Origin of the sequence: Gilliamella sp. B3482 (assembly GCF_026536805.1) — a bacterium.
GTDB classification, from domain to species: domain Bacteria; phylum Pseudomonadota; class Gammaproteobacteria; order Enterobacterales; family Orbaceae; genus Gilliamella; species Gilliamella apicola_E.
In genome coordinates, this window is the sequence record NZ_JAFNNL010000003.1 from 1 (window position 1) to 13,034 (window position 13,034).

Here is a 13,034-nt window from a genome sequence, read left to right on the forward strand (position 1 = left end):
CCCAAAATTTAATGCCAAATGTGCAGTTAACAGCCATAAAGCTAGAACTTGTTAGAAAAGCATTAGATAAACCAATTATTATCACATCTGGATATCGCTGTCCTGCATTAAATGCAAGAGTAGGCGGAGTCTCAACAAGCGCTCATACTAAGGGCTTAGCGGTAGATTTCCATTCATCATACGGCACACCTAAAGAGATTTGCCAACGATTAATCGATGCGGGAGTCCAGTTCGACAAACTCATTCAAGAGCATAATCAATGGGTGCATATCGGCTTTAATCCTAATAATAATTGCCAGATAGTTTTGACTGCTGTTAAGCAGGGCGGTAAGACGATTTATAAGAACGGTTTACTATGAGTAAAGAAAAGTTATTAAGTATAGCATTGCTTATTGTCGGTTTTGTTTTCTCTATTTATTTTGGTTACAACAATTACCAGGAGAAAAAACGATTAAAAACCGCTAACGCCGAGCTAACTAATCAAATTAATCTGCTAGAGCAAACCATATCTAGAAACAACCAAATCATCGCAGATAACGAATTATCAAAACGTGAACTTGAAAATCAATCACTAGAACGGCAGGAGCAAATTAATGAGCAACTCAAAGATAATGATTGTGCTAAGCAGTTTGTGCCTATGCCTATCTCTGGTAGCTTGTACAACAGAGCGAAAAGTCTACGTGAATCAACCGATACCAGCCAATCTATTAAGTGACTGTTTACCAAATTTACCACCTAATCCCATGACTTTTGGTGATAGCTTACGATATAACGAGCATTTATTAAATGTCATTGAGAAGTGTAATGCAGATAAAAGGGCTATCAAACAAATTGCTAATAAATAAAAGCGCGTCGGCTGAGTGTTAGCGCGACTAAATGAAAAATCGCTCAGCCAATTTTAAATAATTATTCGCTTTTACCGCATAAACTATAAAAATTCACGAGCAGCTATAAAGAATAACTGCATATTTAATCAGTTACACTTAGAAATGACACTAACTCTAAGTTATAGTTATTCTTTGAATGGTAATGGTATAATAAATCATCTTATTGTTTGGATGGTTGTTTATGAAAAAAATATTATATTGCTTTATATTAACTTTATTCCCTTTTATTGTATTTGCAGATAACGCTAAAAAAGATGATTGGATAAATCCATATCTTATAAAAGGTTATATTTCTTACAATGATTTTAATAATTTTATATCCTCTAAAGACGAGAGAGCTCAATCATTTGGTACAGCTTATTTGTCTGGGATTGTTAATACATTTAATTGGGAAAATATAGCACGTGAACAAAAAGGGTTACCTAAAATTTACTGTGCAAAATCGGCATTACAATTACCTGAAGTTAATAAGTTGATGAACCAATATGCAAACTTATTTAATGGTGAACCAATCAAAAAATTTGGTGATGGGGATTTATATTTTTTTGTTAGACTTACAGTAAGATATTATCATCCATGCCCTGAAGAAAATAAATAAAGCAATACATAATAGAATCCACAAGAACCGCTTAATTGCGGTTTTTTTGTACCTATTTTTTTTGAAACATCGCAAACCCAATTCAACTTTTAATTAATCATAATTACCCCTGACTTGTAAAATCGATATCTACAAGTCGAATAAATTTAAATCATTTTTCAATCAATCATAATGCCAACACACGGCAATTCACAATAACAAGAGCCACTTAGGAATGAGTTTTAGAGGGCGCCAGATGGTTTTCATGGTTACCTCTCTTGACTGGTTCCCTGTGTGACTAAAACTCATTTCTAATGGAGGAAACCATGAATATTACAATTTTAAATACTGCAATAAAACAAGATAAGAAAGGGCTATTTTGCATCAATGATGTACATAAAGCGGCTGGAGGTAAAAATAAGCACAAACCAAGTTACTGGCTTTCAAATCAACTCACGAAAGAACTTATAGCGGAAATATCAAGCGATGGCGGAATTCCGCTATCGGTCGTTAGAGGTGGTTTAAATCAGGGTACATATGTATGCAAAGAATTAGTTTATGCTTATGCTATGTGGATTAATGCCAAATTTCATCTTCATGTAATTAGAACTTTTGATGAAGTAATCCAGCAAGACTATCAGCGACAGCGATTAAGAGAATTGGCAAAGGTTGAATATAAGCCGATGACTGATGCAATAAAATTTGAAAAGGAGCATCAAGGAAAGGATGTTAAGTATTTTCACTTTAGCAATGAAGCTGATTTGATCAATCGTATAGCTTTAGGAATGACATCAGCGAAATTTAAAGTCTTTCACAAAATAGGAAAAACAGAGTCAATCCGAGATTATTTAACTCCGTGCCAGATTAAGTGCATTACTGACCTTCAAAGAGCTAATACAGCATTTATTCAATTAGGTATGGAGTTCGAAGATCGAAAAGTTAAGCTAATGGAGCTATTCAAACGAAACCATATTATTTCATTGTTTGATGAACAGCATCATATAGCCGCCTAGTGCGGTTTTTATTGTCTGGAGAAAATTATGACAAAGGGCGAAAAGAAAAAAATAGGTCGCCCAAGTGAATTAGCCGAATGTTTAGTCAAGGCTAAGGAGTATTTGCTTGGGGGCTTCAAGGATGTTGAAGAAGTTGTGCCAAGCATTGCTGGATTAGCTTGCTATCTTGGCAAGGCTAGATCGAGAGTATACGAATACGGAAAATTAAATGAAGAATTTAAGGACACGTTAGAGGCTATTCAATCACTACAAGAAAGTTTGTTGGTAAATAGAGGTTTGACTGGTGATTTCAACTCTACTATCACAAAGTTAATGCTATCTAATCACGGCTATAGCGAAAAACAGGAAATAGATCATCAATCATCTGACGGCACAATGTCACCAAAACCAACTCGAATAGAGCTAGTCACACCCACAGAGTAAACACTATGACAACAGCACAAATCCAGTTACCTAAAAAATTGATATCTGTGTTTGTCGCTGAAAATGTCAGATATCGAGGTGCATACGGTGGGCGAGGTAGCGCTAAAACCCGTTCATTTGCATTAATGACAGCGGTTAAGGGTTATCAATTTGCAGAAGAAGGAAAAAGTGGCGTAATACTATGTGCTCGTGAGTTTATGAACTCATTGGCTGATTCAAGTATGGAAGAGGTCAAGCAAGCTATTAATTCTATCGAATGGTTAAAAGATTACTACGATATTGGGCAGAACTACATTAGAACCAAGAATGGATTAGTTAGCTATGTGTTTTGTGGTTTACGACATAATCTCGATAGCATTAAATCAAAAGCCAGAATCCTATTATGTTGGGTCGATGAAGCGGAAAACGTATCCGAAATAGCATGGCGAAAACTCACTCCAACAGTTCGTGAGACTAATTCTGAAATATGGGTGACATGGAACCCTGAAACAGAGGGAAGTCCAACAGATAAAAGATTTAGACAAAACCCACCTGAAAATTCAATCATTGTCGAACTAAATTATAACGATAACCCATTTTTCCCTGATGTTCTGGAGCAAGAGAGATTAAATGACCTGACCCGACTGGATTACGCATCATATGCTTGGGTGTGGGAGGGTGCATATCTCGAAAACTCCGATAAACAAGTACTGAGTGGCTGTTACAAAGTTGAGGCGTTTGACGATAATCTTTATAAAAAAGCCGACCGATTATTATTTGGCGCAGATTTCGGCTTTGCTAATGACCCGAATACATTAATACGGTCATTTATTCTAAATGATTGTCTGTATATTGAGTATGAGGCGTATGGTGTTCATATAGAGCTGGACGAAATGCCGGCTTTTTATGATTCAGTACCAGAAGCAAGAAAATGGATTGTTAAAGGGGACAGTTCAAGACCCGAAACGATCAGCCACATCAAACGTAAGGGGTTCAACATCTCAGCGGCTAAAAAATGGCAGGGTAGTGTAGAGGATGGTATCGCATTTCTGCGTGGATTTAAGCAAATCATCATTCATCCTCGCTGTAAACATACAGCAGAAGAAGCCAGATTATATAGCTACAAGACCGACAGGGTGACAAATGAAGTCCTACCAATTATAGAGGATAAAAACAACCACTGTTGGGATGCGGTGCGTTATTCGCTGGATGGTTATATTAAACATAAACGCTCAGCAGGATTATTTATGAGGTAACAATGAGTTATTCTAATTTAACAGATGAACAGTTATTAAATACCGCACAAACGGCAATTAATAATAATCAAGATATAAGTCGTCAACGATTAGCGTACGCATCACAAGGCTTAGTTAATAACACCAAAAGGGCTTACATCGATCGCGAGTTCGGTTATCCAGAAAACCTTACCTTCACAGACTTCTATAAACTGTATAAGCGTAATGGTGCTGCACGTGGTTTTGTTGAGCGATTAAGTGATATTTGCTGGCTAGATTACCCTAAATTCATTGACGGCGACATCCGAGAACAAGATTCAAAGCTGACAACGTGGGAGCAAATAGTTACTGATTTATTTAATGATAAATTGTGGTCAGCTATCACCGAAGCGGATAAGCGTGGAATTGTTGGTAAGTATGCAGGGCTCATTATCCAACTTCGAGACGGCAGGCGGTGGGACGAGCCTGTGGATACCGTCGTATTGAATCGACTAAATCCACAGGATGCCATTGTTAAGTTAATTCCTGCATGGGAAGCTCAGTTAACGGCTTGCGAATGGAATAATGACGAAGCAGACGAAAACTATGGTCAAGTCACAATGTACCAATTTAATGAAATAGCGGTAGGTGACAAATCAGGTAAGCCCAATATTTCTCGCAGTATACATCCAGACAGAGTGGTCATACTCAATGAAACATCCGTTATTAACTCCATGGATGATGGCGAGTCACAGCTTGAGGTCGGCTATAACGACCTAATCGACATGGTGAAATATTCAGGCGGTAGCGCAGAAGGTTTTCTTAAAAATGCCAGTAGACAGGTTCACTTGAATTATGATGCCGACTCTGACATGGATGAGCTGGAGCGAGAACTGAGAAATAGAGGATTTGAAAAGCCTGCTGATGCATTAAATAAACAAATTGCGTTATTAAATTCAGGCACCGACAGCGCACTAATTACCTCTGGTGCTACAGCTAACATTCTATCGGTTGCTCCTGCCGACCCAAGCGCTGGATGGTCAGTATCTGCAAACAGTTTCGCTGCATCTGTCAGAATGCCATTTACCATTATATTTGGTCAACAAACAGGACGCTTAGCATCAGATGAAGATAAGACGGATTATGCAAAACGTGGAATGTCACGCCGTAATGGATTTTTGAGCACATTAATAAAAGAGTTAGTTAAGCAACTTATTACGCTGAAAGTTATTAAGCCATTAGTTAACGGTACGCTCACTCTTAAATGGTCCGACCTATTAGCACCAAGCCAGAACGAAAAAATCGAATTGATGCTCAAAATGTCAGACGTGAATGTCAAAGCTCAACAATCAATGGGTATTGCAGTATTTACTCCAAACGAAATACGAGAAGCTGGCGGTTATGAGCCCGATCCTGATTTAGAGGATATCGATATTGAAGAAACCGAAGATAATAAAGCCGATTCCGAAGAATCCGATATTACCGAGAAGTAAAAATAATCCTACGCTCACCAACAAACAAATTCTCCAAATGCGTAGCGAAATACAAAAACGCTACAAAACAATCAAACAATCAGTTATTGAGTATATCGAATTAAGCTTAGGCTACTATGCTAAAGCGCCGACTAAAACAGCGTTATTTATCGATAACAATCTCTATGTTGTAAATGCCAGTGTTAATTACACGGTTGATGGCAATCAGCTTGCCAGAGTGTTAACTCGCATTCAAGAAATTGTTGATGAAAATCTGATTAATGGTGGTATTGAGAAGTTTTGGGCTGGCAAGTTTGTTGCTGATATGTATCAAATGGGTACTAATCGGACATTTCAAAACTTATCTATACAATCGCCACTATATTCACAAGCTACATCATTGGAATCCTTATTATTTAGTGATGCTTACATTCGTCGAATAGGGCTTGCCTATACCGCAACATTCAACGACTGGAAAGGACTTGCGGATAATCTAAAGAGCGATTTGGGTTCCGTTTTAAGTAGCGCTGTGGCAAGAGGAATTAACCCACGAGAAACAGCCGATATTATCAGTAAGCGCATTGATATCTCACATAGTAGAGCTAAAGCCATAGCACAAACTGAGCAAGTAGGCGCACTTCGTCAGGCTACATGGGATGAAACTAAACGTACTCAAGAAGATTTAGGACTAAAAACAGGCTTATTACATATGTCTGCATTAAAGCCTAATTCGAGAGCCACGCACGTTGCCAGGCACGGGAAAATCTATACTGTTGAACAGGTAGAGGAATGGTACGAAGAGAATGGTAACAGATTCAATTGTTATTGCGCTCAAATAACGGTATTGCTTAATGAAAAAGGCGAGCCATACAACCAATCTAGCATCGACAGATTATTAAAAGAAGCCGACGAATGGGAAGATCAATATAAACCGAAACGGCAGGCATTAACCGAAGTAGAAGAGCTTAATGACTGGTCAAGAAAGAATATTACTGAAATTTCTAATATACCTAATGATATTGACGCTAAAGAACTGGCGCCATGCTTAAAATTGGTATCAGAAATTCAGGAACGGTTCGATTTACCACAGTTTAGATATGCAGGGTCAATAAATGGGGATGTTCATTACTATGGTGAGCCAAATAAAAAAATGCTGGCAGCATTCGCTCCAACCACTAATGCCCTAATTATTACAACAGGCAGTGTAGATAAAAAAGAATTGCTGTTGGTTGATTTATATAGTAAAACATTAGGATTCAAGAGAGAGTCGTTAAATTCCGTTATTAATCTTAAGAATCAGCGATTAGCTAATATAATTAATGAAATGGATTATGTTACGTGGAACGCTGTACCAACACCTAGAGGGGTTTTTGCTCATGAGATGGGGCACGCATTACATAATCAGTATCGTGTAGAGATTGACAATATTATCTCTAAAGGGTGGGAACAGGGCTGGCAATACGCGATTAGCAAATACGGACAGGATAGCAAAAAGGAATTTCTTGCAGAATCCTTTTCACTTTACATTGAAAATCGCAATGAAGCTAAAAAGCGACTATATCCAGAATTATTTAAATTTTTTGAATCTTTAGATAAAGGCACCAAATGGAAAAAATTAAAAAGTTAATAGAGCAAGCCTCTAAGCTTGTTAATATGAAGCCGCTTCCTGATGATGCTGAGGAGCAGCTAAACAAAATAATCGAACAGGCAGATAGTGATGTAGAAAAGTCTATGTTATCTAGTTATGCCGAATCTCTATTTGTTGAGAGACATTCATAATCAAATCTCTTAAACCGCTTCGGCGGTTTTTTTATATTTAAAATCCACACGAGGTAAAGCATGACACTTAAAAGTGTGAATGTTTTATCTGTCGTTAATAGTAAATCCAAAATATCAACACAAATCATCGACGGTAAAGAGCACATTGTTATCAATGATGTGGTCCCCATCGTGGATGATATTGTCATGAATGGAATTTTCTATCCGGCAGATGAAATTAACAAATCGTACATGACACTGAATGACAATTTAATGCCATTAGACCACCCACGAATTAATAACGAGCATGTTTCTGCATTAAACCCACAAGCCATTAATAATTTTTATATTGGTGCGTGGGGTAGAAATGTTCGCAAATCTAACGACAGGGTGCTTATGGATGCGTATATCGATAGGAAATTTGCAGAAAGCACAGAAAAAGGGCGAATGCTTGTAAATCGCCTTGATGACATGATGAATGGTAAAAACACCACGCCAATTCATGTGTCAACAGGGCTAACTTACACGCCCGACAATCAATCAGGATCATCAAAAGGCAAACGCTACAAGTCAATTGCTCGAAATATGAAATTCGACCATGTCGCTATATTACCCGATAAACAAGGTGCAGCCACACCAGATGATGGTGTTGGCATTTTTGTTAACTCGGATGGTGAAAAATCGCCAATTGAAAATGTAAGTCTTATTGATTGTTCAGACGATTCAATAAGCAACGTAATTAGTAAAACTATTAAAGAAGTTTTAGGCGTATTTAAATTTAATCAAAAAGAGGAAGAAGACTTAATGAAAGAAAAAATCTTACTAGCTCTAAATGCTGCCGGTATTAAAACCGATGGCTTATCCGATGAGCAGCTGTTAAAGGTTTATAACGAGCAAACAACCAAGGAAGCGATTGAAAAAAAGAAAGCTTCTGAGGAAGAAGAAAAGAAAAAAGCCGAACAGGAGAAGAAAAACGCAACGAATGCCGAAGATGCACCAGCATGGGCAAGGTCATTAATGAACAAGGTTACAAATCTGGAATTAGCAGTGAATGCAAATACAGAAAAAGAACTCTCTGTTAAACGAGAAGCCGTAAAAGCTAAGTTCAACATGACGCAAACCGCAGTAAATGCGCTATCTGGTGAACCACTTGATGCTTTATATGCACAGTGCGTTAAAACAGCGCCTATTAGTGGTGGTTTCGCTAATAATTCAGATAATTCACTATTAAATATGGAGGCTCCAGAGTAATGATTCGATTTAAAACCGTGATTGGTGGTCCTGCACGCAAAAACGACACACAAACAATTGACTTAAAAACAGGTGAAGCGATTGCTCCGTGTTCACTAGTTGCCGTTATCAACAACAAGCTAGTTAAACATCCAACGGCAGGTGAGCATACTCAACCACTAGTTATCACCAATGACTATTTAGGTGGTCATGATATCCGTTCGGAAGTCCCTGCTGATACAACCGGTATAGCAATCATTTGTGAAGATGATGTTACTTACCATATTTTAGTGAAAGCTGGTGAGACTTTAAAGATTGGCGATAAATTAACTTCTAACGGTGACGGTACATTGAAAAAAGCAAGTGGTACTGATGCTGTGCTGTTCTATGCATTTGAAACCTATACCGTTGGTACAACTGCTGAACAAGTCCGAGTTCGTAAAGCTTAAGGAGTAATAATGAAGAACGAAAAAATTATTTTTAACAAGAAATTGATTACCAATTCAGCTCAAGTTGCTCAGGCTTGGAATCAGTTAAAAGCAAGTCGTCAAATCTTTAACAACGCTCAAAAACAGATGAGTGAAATGCATGGTAATGCTATTGAAGTCAATCAGGCTGCAATTTTAACTCAAGATTACTGGCGTGAAGTAGATAACGTGACTACCCGTGTTATTCGTGATGATGAGGGCGCTCCGTTACTTGATGATTTACTGTCTTTAGGTACGCCAATTTCAATTGGGAAGACTGCTGCGTTATATCGTGTTTCAAGTGATGCTGGCTATGTTAATCGCTCTATGTCAGGACAAGAGCCAGAAACGCTAGATAAGGTTGTTTATGACCATTACGGTGACCCAGTTCCAATCTTTAAAACTGGTTATGCTCGTGAATGGCGTGAATGGTTAGGTCTACAAACTGAAAATATTGATGCTATGTCAGATGACCAAGAGGCAGCAACCGCAGCGCTCCGTCGAAATATGGCACAGTATATTTTAACTGGTGACGACAAAATCAAGGTTCAAAACTATGAAGGTAAAGGGATTACAAACCACCCCCACACCAACCAAGTTGATCTAAGCGCATCAGGTTTCAATATTGATTTAACTTCTATGGCAACCAGCAATGACAATATTATCAATTTCTTCACAAAAGATTTTAACGTAGTTCTAGATGCCAACCTAGTTGCAGAAAAATTAAAATTCTACATTTCACCTGAAATCGAGCGCCGATTGAATGTGCCTTATTCAAACTCACAAGGCTTTAAAGAAGGAACATTGAAAGACTACATCTTACGCTATTGCGTTTACATTGATTCATTCACCAAAACGTTTGAATTAAAAGGCAATCATTTCATTAGTTATGTTCGTAATGCTCAGTACATCAAAACTCGTATTGCTGCACCAATTGGCTCATTCATGAAACAACGGGTCAATCCACATGATAACTATCAAACTCTTGTTTGGTCTGCGTTTGGTTTGCAAATTAAACGAGACTTTAATGGTAAAAGTAAAGTCTTTAACGCAAGGGGTTAATGATGAAATTAAGAGTTACACATCGTGGCTGTTACGGTCGCATTGATAGTGAGATTGCAGAGCTTCCGATTGGTCATGAGTTTGTTTCCCAAGAAATACCTATTGCTTTTGAAGGGCGAGTTATTGTATTGGAACAACAAACGACAGAACCAGAAGATAAAAAGAAAAAAGGTAAATAATTATGACGGTACAGGTAACAGCGGAAAATGTTAATCAAATGTTATCAGAGCTTGGTTATTCTGTACCGAGCTTAGTTATTGACGCAATTCTTAAAAAAGTAAATGCAATTAGTGATTGTTTGGTAGCGCATGACTATTCAGAAGCAGACCAGCTTTTAATATTGATTTACTCAGCTTGTTTACTTGCCCAAATGCAAGGAGCTAGAAAAATAGCCTCACAATCAGCACCAAGTGGTGCATCAAGGTCCTTCAAGTATGATGACGAGGGATTTAAATCCATGTATTCATTGCTAAAAAATCTAGATGTTCACGGCTGTACTGATTGTTTGGGTATTTCTCGTTCGAATAAGCCGTTATTTTTAGTTGTGGGAGGTCACAATGAGTAATACAGCAAATTGGAGCTATACAAACATTGCAACCGTATATCCTCACATTGGATACGACGGGGAGAATAATGTTGATACTTATAGAACGCCTTATTTAATTAAATGCACATGGAAAGACGAAGCGCCAAATGCATCTGGTGCTTATATTGATTCATTAGGTGTTGAACGTGTTAGAAAGACTACATTTTACACTGAAAATAATAAAATTAAGCAAGGTGATTTTATCGTAAAAGGCGATAAAACTTCATTATCGCTAGAAGCATCAAACGCTGAAAAAGTAGAGTTTGTTCTTGAATATGATATGAGTGCTTTTGGTGAAATACCTGATTACGAGGTAGTTACATAATGACCGTTAAGGGCGTTTCAAAAGTGAATAAAAATATTCACAGGATAACTAATGATATTGCCAATAATAGAACTCAAAGGATTATCCAGCAAGTTATGATTGTTGGTATGTCTTTTGTAGCTCCAATCACACCTAGAGATACTTCAACGCTAATTAATTCGCAGTATAGAGAACTAAAGCCAGTACCAAAAGGTTGGATTGGTCGAGTTGGCTATACTGCAAATTATGCTGCATTTGTTAACAATGCCAAAGGTACAGCAAAAGGTAAGCGTACAGGTAAAAAATCACAAGGCGATTATTGGTCTCCCAATGCAGAGCCTCACTTTGTTGAAAAGGGTTTTCAAAGAGACGGACAGCAGGCTATTGAACAAGTCATTAAAGATGGTTACAAAATATGATTTCAAACACATATCAGTCAATTAAAGATTGGTTAGTTTCTCATAATTTAATTGGTGATTATATTTTCCAGTTTAGAAAGTGGGTTGAAGTTAAAAATACCCAATCTAAGCGATACATAGTTGTCATGCCTGCTGGTGGGGGGAATGCTAATGAAGCGGTAATAAGAGATTATTTTAGAATCGTTATTGTTTCAGCTATCAATGATTCCAATATTGTGGCTGTAAATGATAAAGCCGATGAAATCAGACAGTCAATGCTAGATGATTACGAAATGAATGATGTTATTTCAATGAACCCGATTAGCGGAATAACACAGTCAAACACAGAAGAAGGGCGGTTTGTTTTCGAGTTTACCGCTCAAATGATTATATCAAGATAAAGAGGTTAAAATGGCTAAAAGTAATGCAGGAACAGGGCGAAAGATTGCCGTCTATTATGTTATAGGTAATCCAGATACAAAACCTAATGATGCGGACTATAAACGGTTAGGGATGATTAGAGGAAAATCACGAGGTGTTAACTGGAATACAATTGATACTACGGCAGATACATCCGAAGATGGTACAACAGAATCAATGGTCACAACTAAAGAAAAAACAGTATCTTTTGATGGTATCTCACGTGGAGATGATATTCAAAATCAAAGTGTATTGTTAGATCACATTGAAAGCCCGACACAAGATACTGACGGACAACCTTATGCATGGATTAAAATTGTTAATCCAATCATTAATCGAGTAATTGAGGGGTGCTATTTATTATCTTCATTAACGGAAGAATATCCTTATGATGACGTCTGCACTTGGTCTATCGAAGGAACAAGCGCTAACAATGTAACAAGAACAGCTATTCCAACTAACCAAACCCCAAAAAAATCATAATATGAAACCAGTAATAACAGATATCGGGCAATTTGCTATACATATCAATGATGCAATATTTATCTTTACTCCTTCCTTTTTGAATATGACAAAAATAGGAACACCAAGTGAAATAGTTAAAACTTTTTCTATTATTTTGGGTGCTGAAGATAGTGTTTCGGAGCAATTGTTTATTGATTTAGTTGATAAGGTTTTAACTGCGTGCTGTGAGTCAGATTGCTCTGTTATTACTGGGTATTTAGAAGGTAATGAAAATAAATTAGTTACTGTAGATGGATTAACAATTCATGACAGAGTCATTTTGGCACAACATCTTTTGAAACATGGCTTAATTGGTGAGTCTCAGCTTAAGAAAAAAAGTGATAATGCTGATTATAGCGATGAATTTCATGCTAAGAAGTTCGTATACATGGCGGTTGCTCATTTGGGGATGAGTGAGGTTGACGCATGGAATATGTCGATGACGGCATTTCAAGAAGCAATGGAAGCTAAATTTCCGACAAATGATAAAGAAATTATCTCTCAAGATGACTATGATTCAGCGATGGCTTATGCTGATTCAGTTGTGGGATTAAATAGCTAGCGAAAACGACGAAAAGAAAGACTTGCTAAAGCAAATAAACATCCAAAAAACCATTGATTTTGAGTTAAAAATTACGATTTTTAACATATTGATTTATAACATTAAATTAATTACCCTAACTATAGGAGAAGAGTGTTCATCATAAATGGGTAAAATTAAAACTTTAAAAATGAGTTTA

General features: G+C 37.2%; 19 protein-coding genes. All 19 read left to right on the top strand.

Annotation, left to right across the window (positions count from 1 at the left end; translation table 11 throughout):
• A partial coding sequence (locus J3U18_RS05390) for a D-Ala-D-Ala carboxypeptidase family metallohydrolase (RefSeq protein ID WP_267353157.1) occupies nucleotides 1-359 on the top strand: 359 nt, incomplete at its 5' end.
• Nucleotides 356-715 (top strand): hypothetical protein, encoded by a 360-nt coding sequence (locus tag J3U18_RS05395; RefSeq protein ID WP_267353158.1) that lies wholly within the window; start codon nucleotides 356-358, stop codon nucleotides 713-715. The genes J3U18_RS05390 and J3U18_RS05395, both read left to right, overlap by 4 nt.
• A 353-nt stretch (nucleotides 716-1,068) precedes the next feature.
• Nucleotides 1,069-1,485, top strand: a complete 417-nt coding sequence (locus J3U18_RS05400) for a hypothetical protein (protein WP_267353159.1) — start codon at nucleotides 1,069-1,071, stop codon at nucleotides 1,483-1,485.
• A gap of 305 nt (nucleotides 1,486-1,790) precedes the next feature.
• Nucleotides 1,791-2,477, top strand: coding sequence for a KilA-N domain-containing protein (locus tag J3U18_RS05405; protein ID WP_267338479.1), 687 nt, complete (start codon nucleotides 1,791-1,793; stop codon nucleotides 2,475-2,477).
• Nucleotides 2,478-2,504: 27 nt separating this feature from the next.
• Nucleotides 2,505-2,900 carry a DNA-packaging protein gene (locus J3U18_RS05410; protein ID WP_267353160.1) on the top strand — a complete coding sequence of 132 codons (396 nt, stop codon included), beginning with the start codon at nucleotides 2,505-2,507 and terminating at the stop codon, nucleotides 2,898-2,900.
• A 5-nt stretch (nucleotides 2,901-2,905) separates the two neighbouring features.
• On the top strand, nucleotides 2,906-4,135 hold the full coding sequence (locus J3U18_RS05415; RefSeq protein ID WP_267353161.1) for a PBSX family phage terminase large subunit: 1,230 nt from the start codon (nucleotides 2,906-2,908) through the stop codon (nucleotides 4,133-4,135).
• A 2-nt stretch (nucleotides 4,136-4,137) separates the two neighbouring features.
• Nucleotides 4,138-5,586, top strand: coding sequence for an anti-CBASS protein Acb1 family protein (locus J3U18_RS05420; RefSeq protein WP_267353162.1), 1,449 nt, complete (start codon nucleotides 4,138-4,140; stop codon nucleotides 5,584-5,586).
• Nucleotides 5,528-7,192 carry a phage minor head protein gene (locus tag J3U18_RS05425; RefSeq protein ID WP_267353163.1) on the top strand — a complete coding sequence of 555 codons (1,665 nt, stop codon included), beginning with the start codon at nucleotides 5,528-5,530 and terminating at the stop codon, nucleotides 7,190-7,192. Before J3U18_RS05420 ends, J3U18_RS05425 begins: the two co-directional genes overlap by 59 nt.
• Nucleotides 7,171-7,344 (top strand): hypothetical protein, encoded by a 174-nt coding sequence (locus J3U18_RS05430; RefSeq protein WP_267353164.1) that lies wholly within the window; start codon nucleotides 7,171-7,173, stop codon nucleotides 7,342-7,344. The genes J3U18_RS05425 and J3U18_RS05430 overlap by 22 nt, the downstream gene beginning before the upstream one ends.
• A gap of 60 nt (nucleotides 7,345-7,404) precedes the next feature.
• On the top strand, nucleotides 7,405-8,574 hold the full coding sequence (locus J3U18_RS05435; protein ID WP_267353165.1) for a DUF2213 domain-containing protein: 1,170 nt from the start codon (nucleotides 7,405-7,407) through the stop codon (nucleotides 8,572-8,574).
• Nucleotides 8,574-9,002, top strand: coding sequence for a hypothetical protein (locus tag J3U18_RS05440; protein WP_267353166.1), 429 nt, complete (start codon nucleotides 8,574-8,576; stop codon nucleotides 9,000-9,002). Before J3U18_RS05435 ends, J3U18_RS05440 begins: the two co-directional genes overlap by 1 nt.
• A gap of 9 nt (nucleotides 9,003-9,011) precedes the next feature.
• Entirely contained in the window at nucleotides 9,012-10,082 is a 1,071-nt protein-coding gene (locus J3U18_RS05445) for a major capsid protein (RefSeq protein ID WP_267353167.1), read from the top strand.
• Nucleotides 10,082-10,261 carry a hypothetical protein gene (locus J3U18_RS05450; protein ID WP_267331520.1) on the top strand — a complete coding sequence of 60 codons (180 nt, stop codon included), beginning with the start codon at nucleotides 10,082-10,084 and terminating at the stop codon, nucleotides 10,259-10,261. The genes J3U18_RS05445 and J3U18_RS05450 overlap by 1 nt, the downstream gene beginning before the upstream one ends.
• A 2-nt stretch (nucleotides 10,262-10,263) precedes the next feature.
• Nucleotides 10,264-10,647: a DUF7370 family protein gene (locus J3U18_RS05455; RefSeq protein ID WP_267331519.1), complete on the top strand. Its 384-nt coding sequence runs from the start codon at nucleotides 10,264-10,266 to the stop codon at nucleotides 10,645-10,647.
• Nucleotides 10,640-10,993, top strand: coding sequence for a hypothetical protein (locus tag J3U18_RS05460; protein ID WP_267353168.1), 354 nt, complete (start codon nucleotides 10,640-10,642; stop codon nucleotides 10,991-10,993). Before J3U18_RS05455 ends, J3U18_RS05460 begins: the two co-directional genes overlap by 8 nt.
• Nucleotides 10,993-11,391 (top strand): hypothetical protein, encoded by a 399-nt coding sequence (locus J3U18_RS05465; RefSeq protein ID WP_267353169.1) that lies wholly within the window; start codon nucleotides 10,993-10,995, stop codon nucleotides 11,389-11,391. The genes J3U18_RS05460 and J3U18_RS05465 overlap by 1 nt, the downstream gene beginning before the upstream one ends.
• Nucleotides 11,388-11,771, top strand: coding sequence for a hypothetical protein (locus tag J3U18_RS05470; RefSeq protein ID WP_267353170.1), 384 nt, complete (start codon nucleotides 11,388-11,390; stop codon nucleotides 11,769-11,771). The genes J3U18_RS05465 and J3U18_RS05470 overlap by 4 nt, the downstream gene beginning before the upstream one ends.
• Before the next feature lie 10 nt (nucleotides 11,772-11,781).
• Complete coding sequence (locus tag J3U18_RS05475) at nucleotides 11,782-12,273, top strand: hypothetical protein (RefSeq protein ID WP_267331515.1); 492 nt, start codon at nucleotides 11,782-11,784, stop codon at nucleotides 12,271-12,273.
• A 1-nt stretch (nucleotide 12,274) separates the two neighbouring features.
• Nucleotides 12,275-12,856 carry a DUF6246 family protein gene (locus tag J3U18_RS05480; protein ID WP_267331514.1) on the top strand — a complete coding sequence of 194 codons (582 nt, stop codon included), beginning with the start codon at nucleotides 12,275-12,277 and terminating at the stop codon, nucleotides 12,854-12,856.
• Nucleotides 12,857-13,034: the final 178 nt, after the last annotated feature.

What these genes read in the sequence shown, in the direction of transcription:
- J3U18_RS05420 (WP_267353162.1), top strand. Translation starts at nt 4,138, where the DNA reads ATGAGTTATTCTAATTTAACAGATGAACAGTTATTAAATACCGCACAA.
- J3U18_RS05445 (WP_267353167.1), top strand. Translation starts at nt 9,012, where the DNA reads ATGAAGAACGAAAAAATTATTTTTAACAAGAAATTGATTACCAATTCA.
- J3U18_RS05430 (WP_267353164.1), top strand. Translation starts at nt 7,171, where the DNA reads ATGGAAAAAATTAAAAAGTTAATAGAGCAAGCCTCTAAGCTTGTTAAT.
- J3U18_RS05440 (WP_267353166.1), top strand. Translation starts at nt 8,574, where the DNA reads ATGATTCGATTTAAAACCGTGATTGGTGGTCCTGCACGCAAAAACGAC.
- J3U18_RS05450 (WP_267331520.1), top strand. Translation starts at nt 10,082, where the DNA reads ATGATGAAATTAAGAGTTACACATCGTGGCTGTTACGGTCGCATTGAT.
- J3U18_RS05410 (WP_267353160.1), top strand. Translation starts at nt 2,505, where the DNA reads ATGACAAAGGGCGAAAAGAAAAAAATAGGTCGCCCAAGTGAATTAGCC.
- J3U18_RS05470 (WP_267353170.1), top strand. Translation starts at nt 11,388, where the DNA reads ATGATTTCAAACACATATCAGTCAATTAAAGATTGGTTAGTTTCTCAT.
- J3U18_RS05405 (WP_267338479.1), top strand. Translation starts at nt 1,791, where the DNA reads ATGAATATTACAATTTTAAATACTGCAATAAAACAAGATAAGAAAGGG.
- J3U18_RS05455 (WP_267331519.1), top strand. Translation starts at nt 10,264, where the DNA reads ATGACGGTACAGGTAACAGCGGAAAATGTTAATCAAATGTTATCAGAG.
- J3U18_RS05465 (WP_267353169.1), top strand. Translation starts at nt 10,993, where the DNA reads ATGACCGTTAAGGGCGTTTCAAAAGTGAATAAAAATATTCACAGGATA.
- J3U18_RS05415 (WP_267353161.1), top strand. Translation starts at nt 2,906, where the DNA reads ATGACAACAGCACAAATCCAGTTACCTAAAAAATTGATATCTGTGTTT.
- J3U18_RS05435 (WP_267353165.1), top strand. Translation starts at nt 7,405, where the DNA reads ATGACACTTAAAAGTGTGAATGTTTTATCTGTCGTTAATAGTAAATCC.
- J3U18_RS05460 (WP_267353168.1), top strand. Translation starts at nt 10,640, where the DNA reads ATGAGTAATACAGCAAATTGGAGCTATACAAACATTGCAACCGTATAT.
- J3U18_RS05475 (WP_267331515.1), top strand. Translation starts at nt 11,782, where the DNA reads ATGGCTAAAAGTAATGCAGGAACAGGGCGAAAGATTGCCGTCTATTAT.
- J3U18_RS05480 (WP_267331514.1), top strand. Translation starts at nt 12,275, where the DNA reads ATGAAACCAGTAATAACAGATATCGGGCAATTTGCTATACATATCAAT.
- J3U18_RS05400 (WP_267353159.1), top strand. Translation starts at nt 1,069, where the DNA reads ATGAAAAAAATATTATATTGCTTTATATTAACTTTATTCCCTTTTATT.
- J3U18_RS05395 (WP_267353158.1), top strand. Translation starts at nt 356, where the DNA reads ATGAGTAAAGAAAAGTTATTAAGTATAGCATTGCTTATTGTCGGTTTT.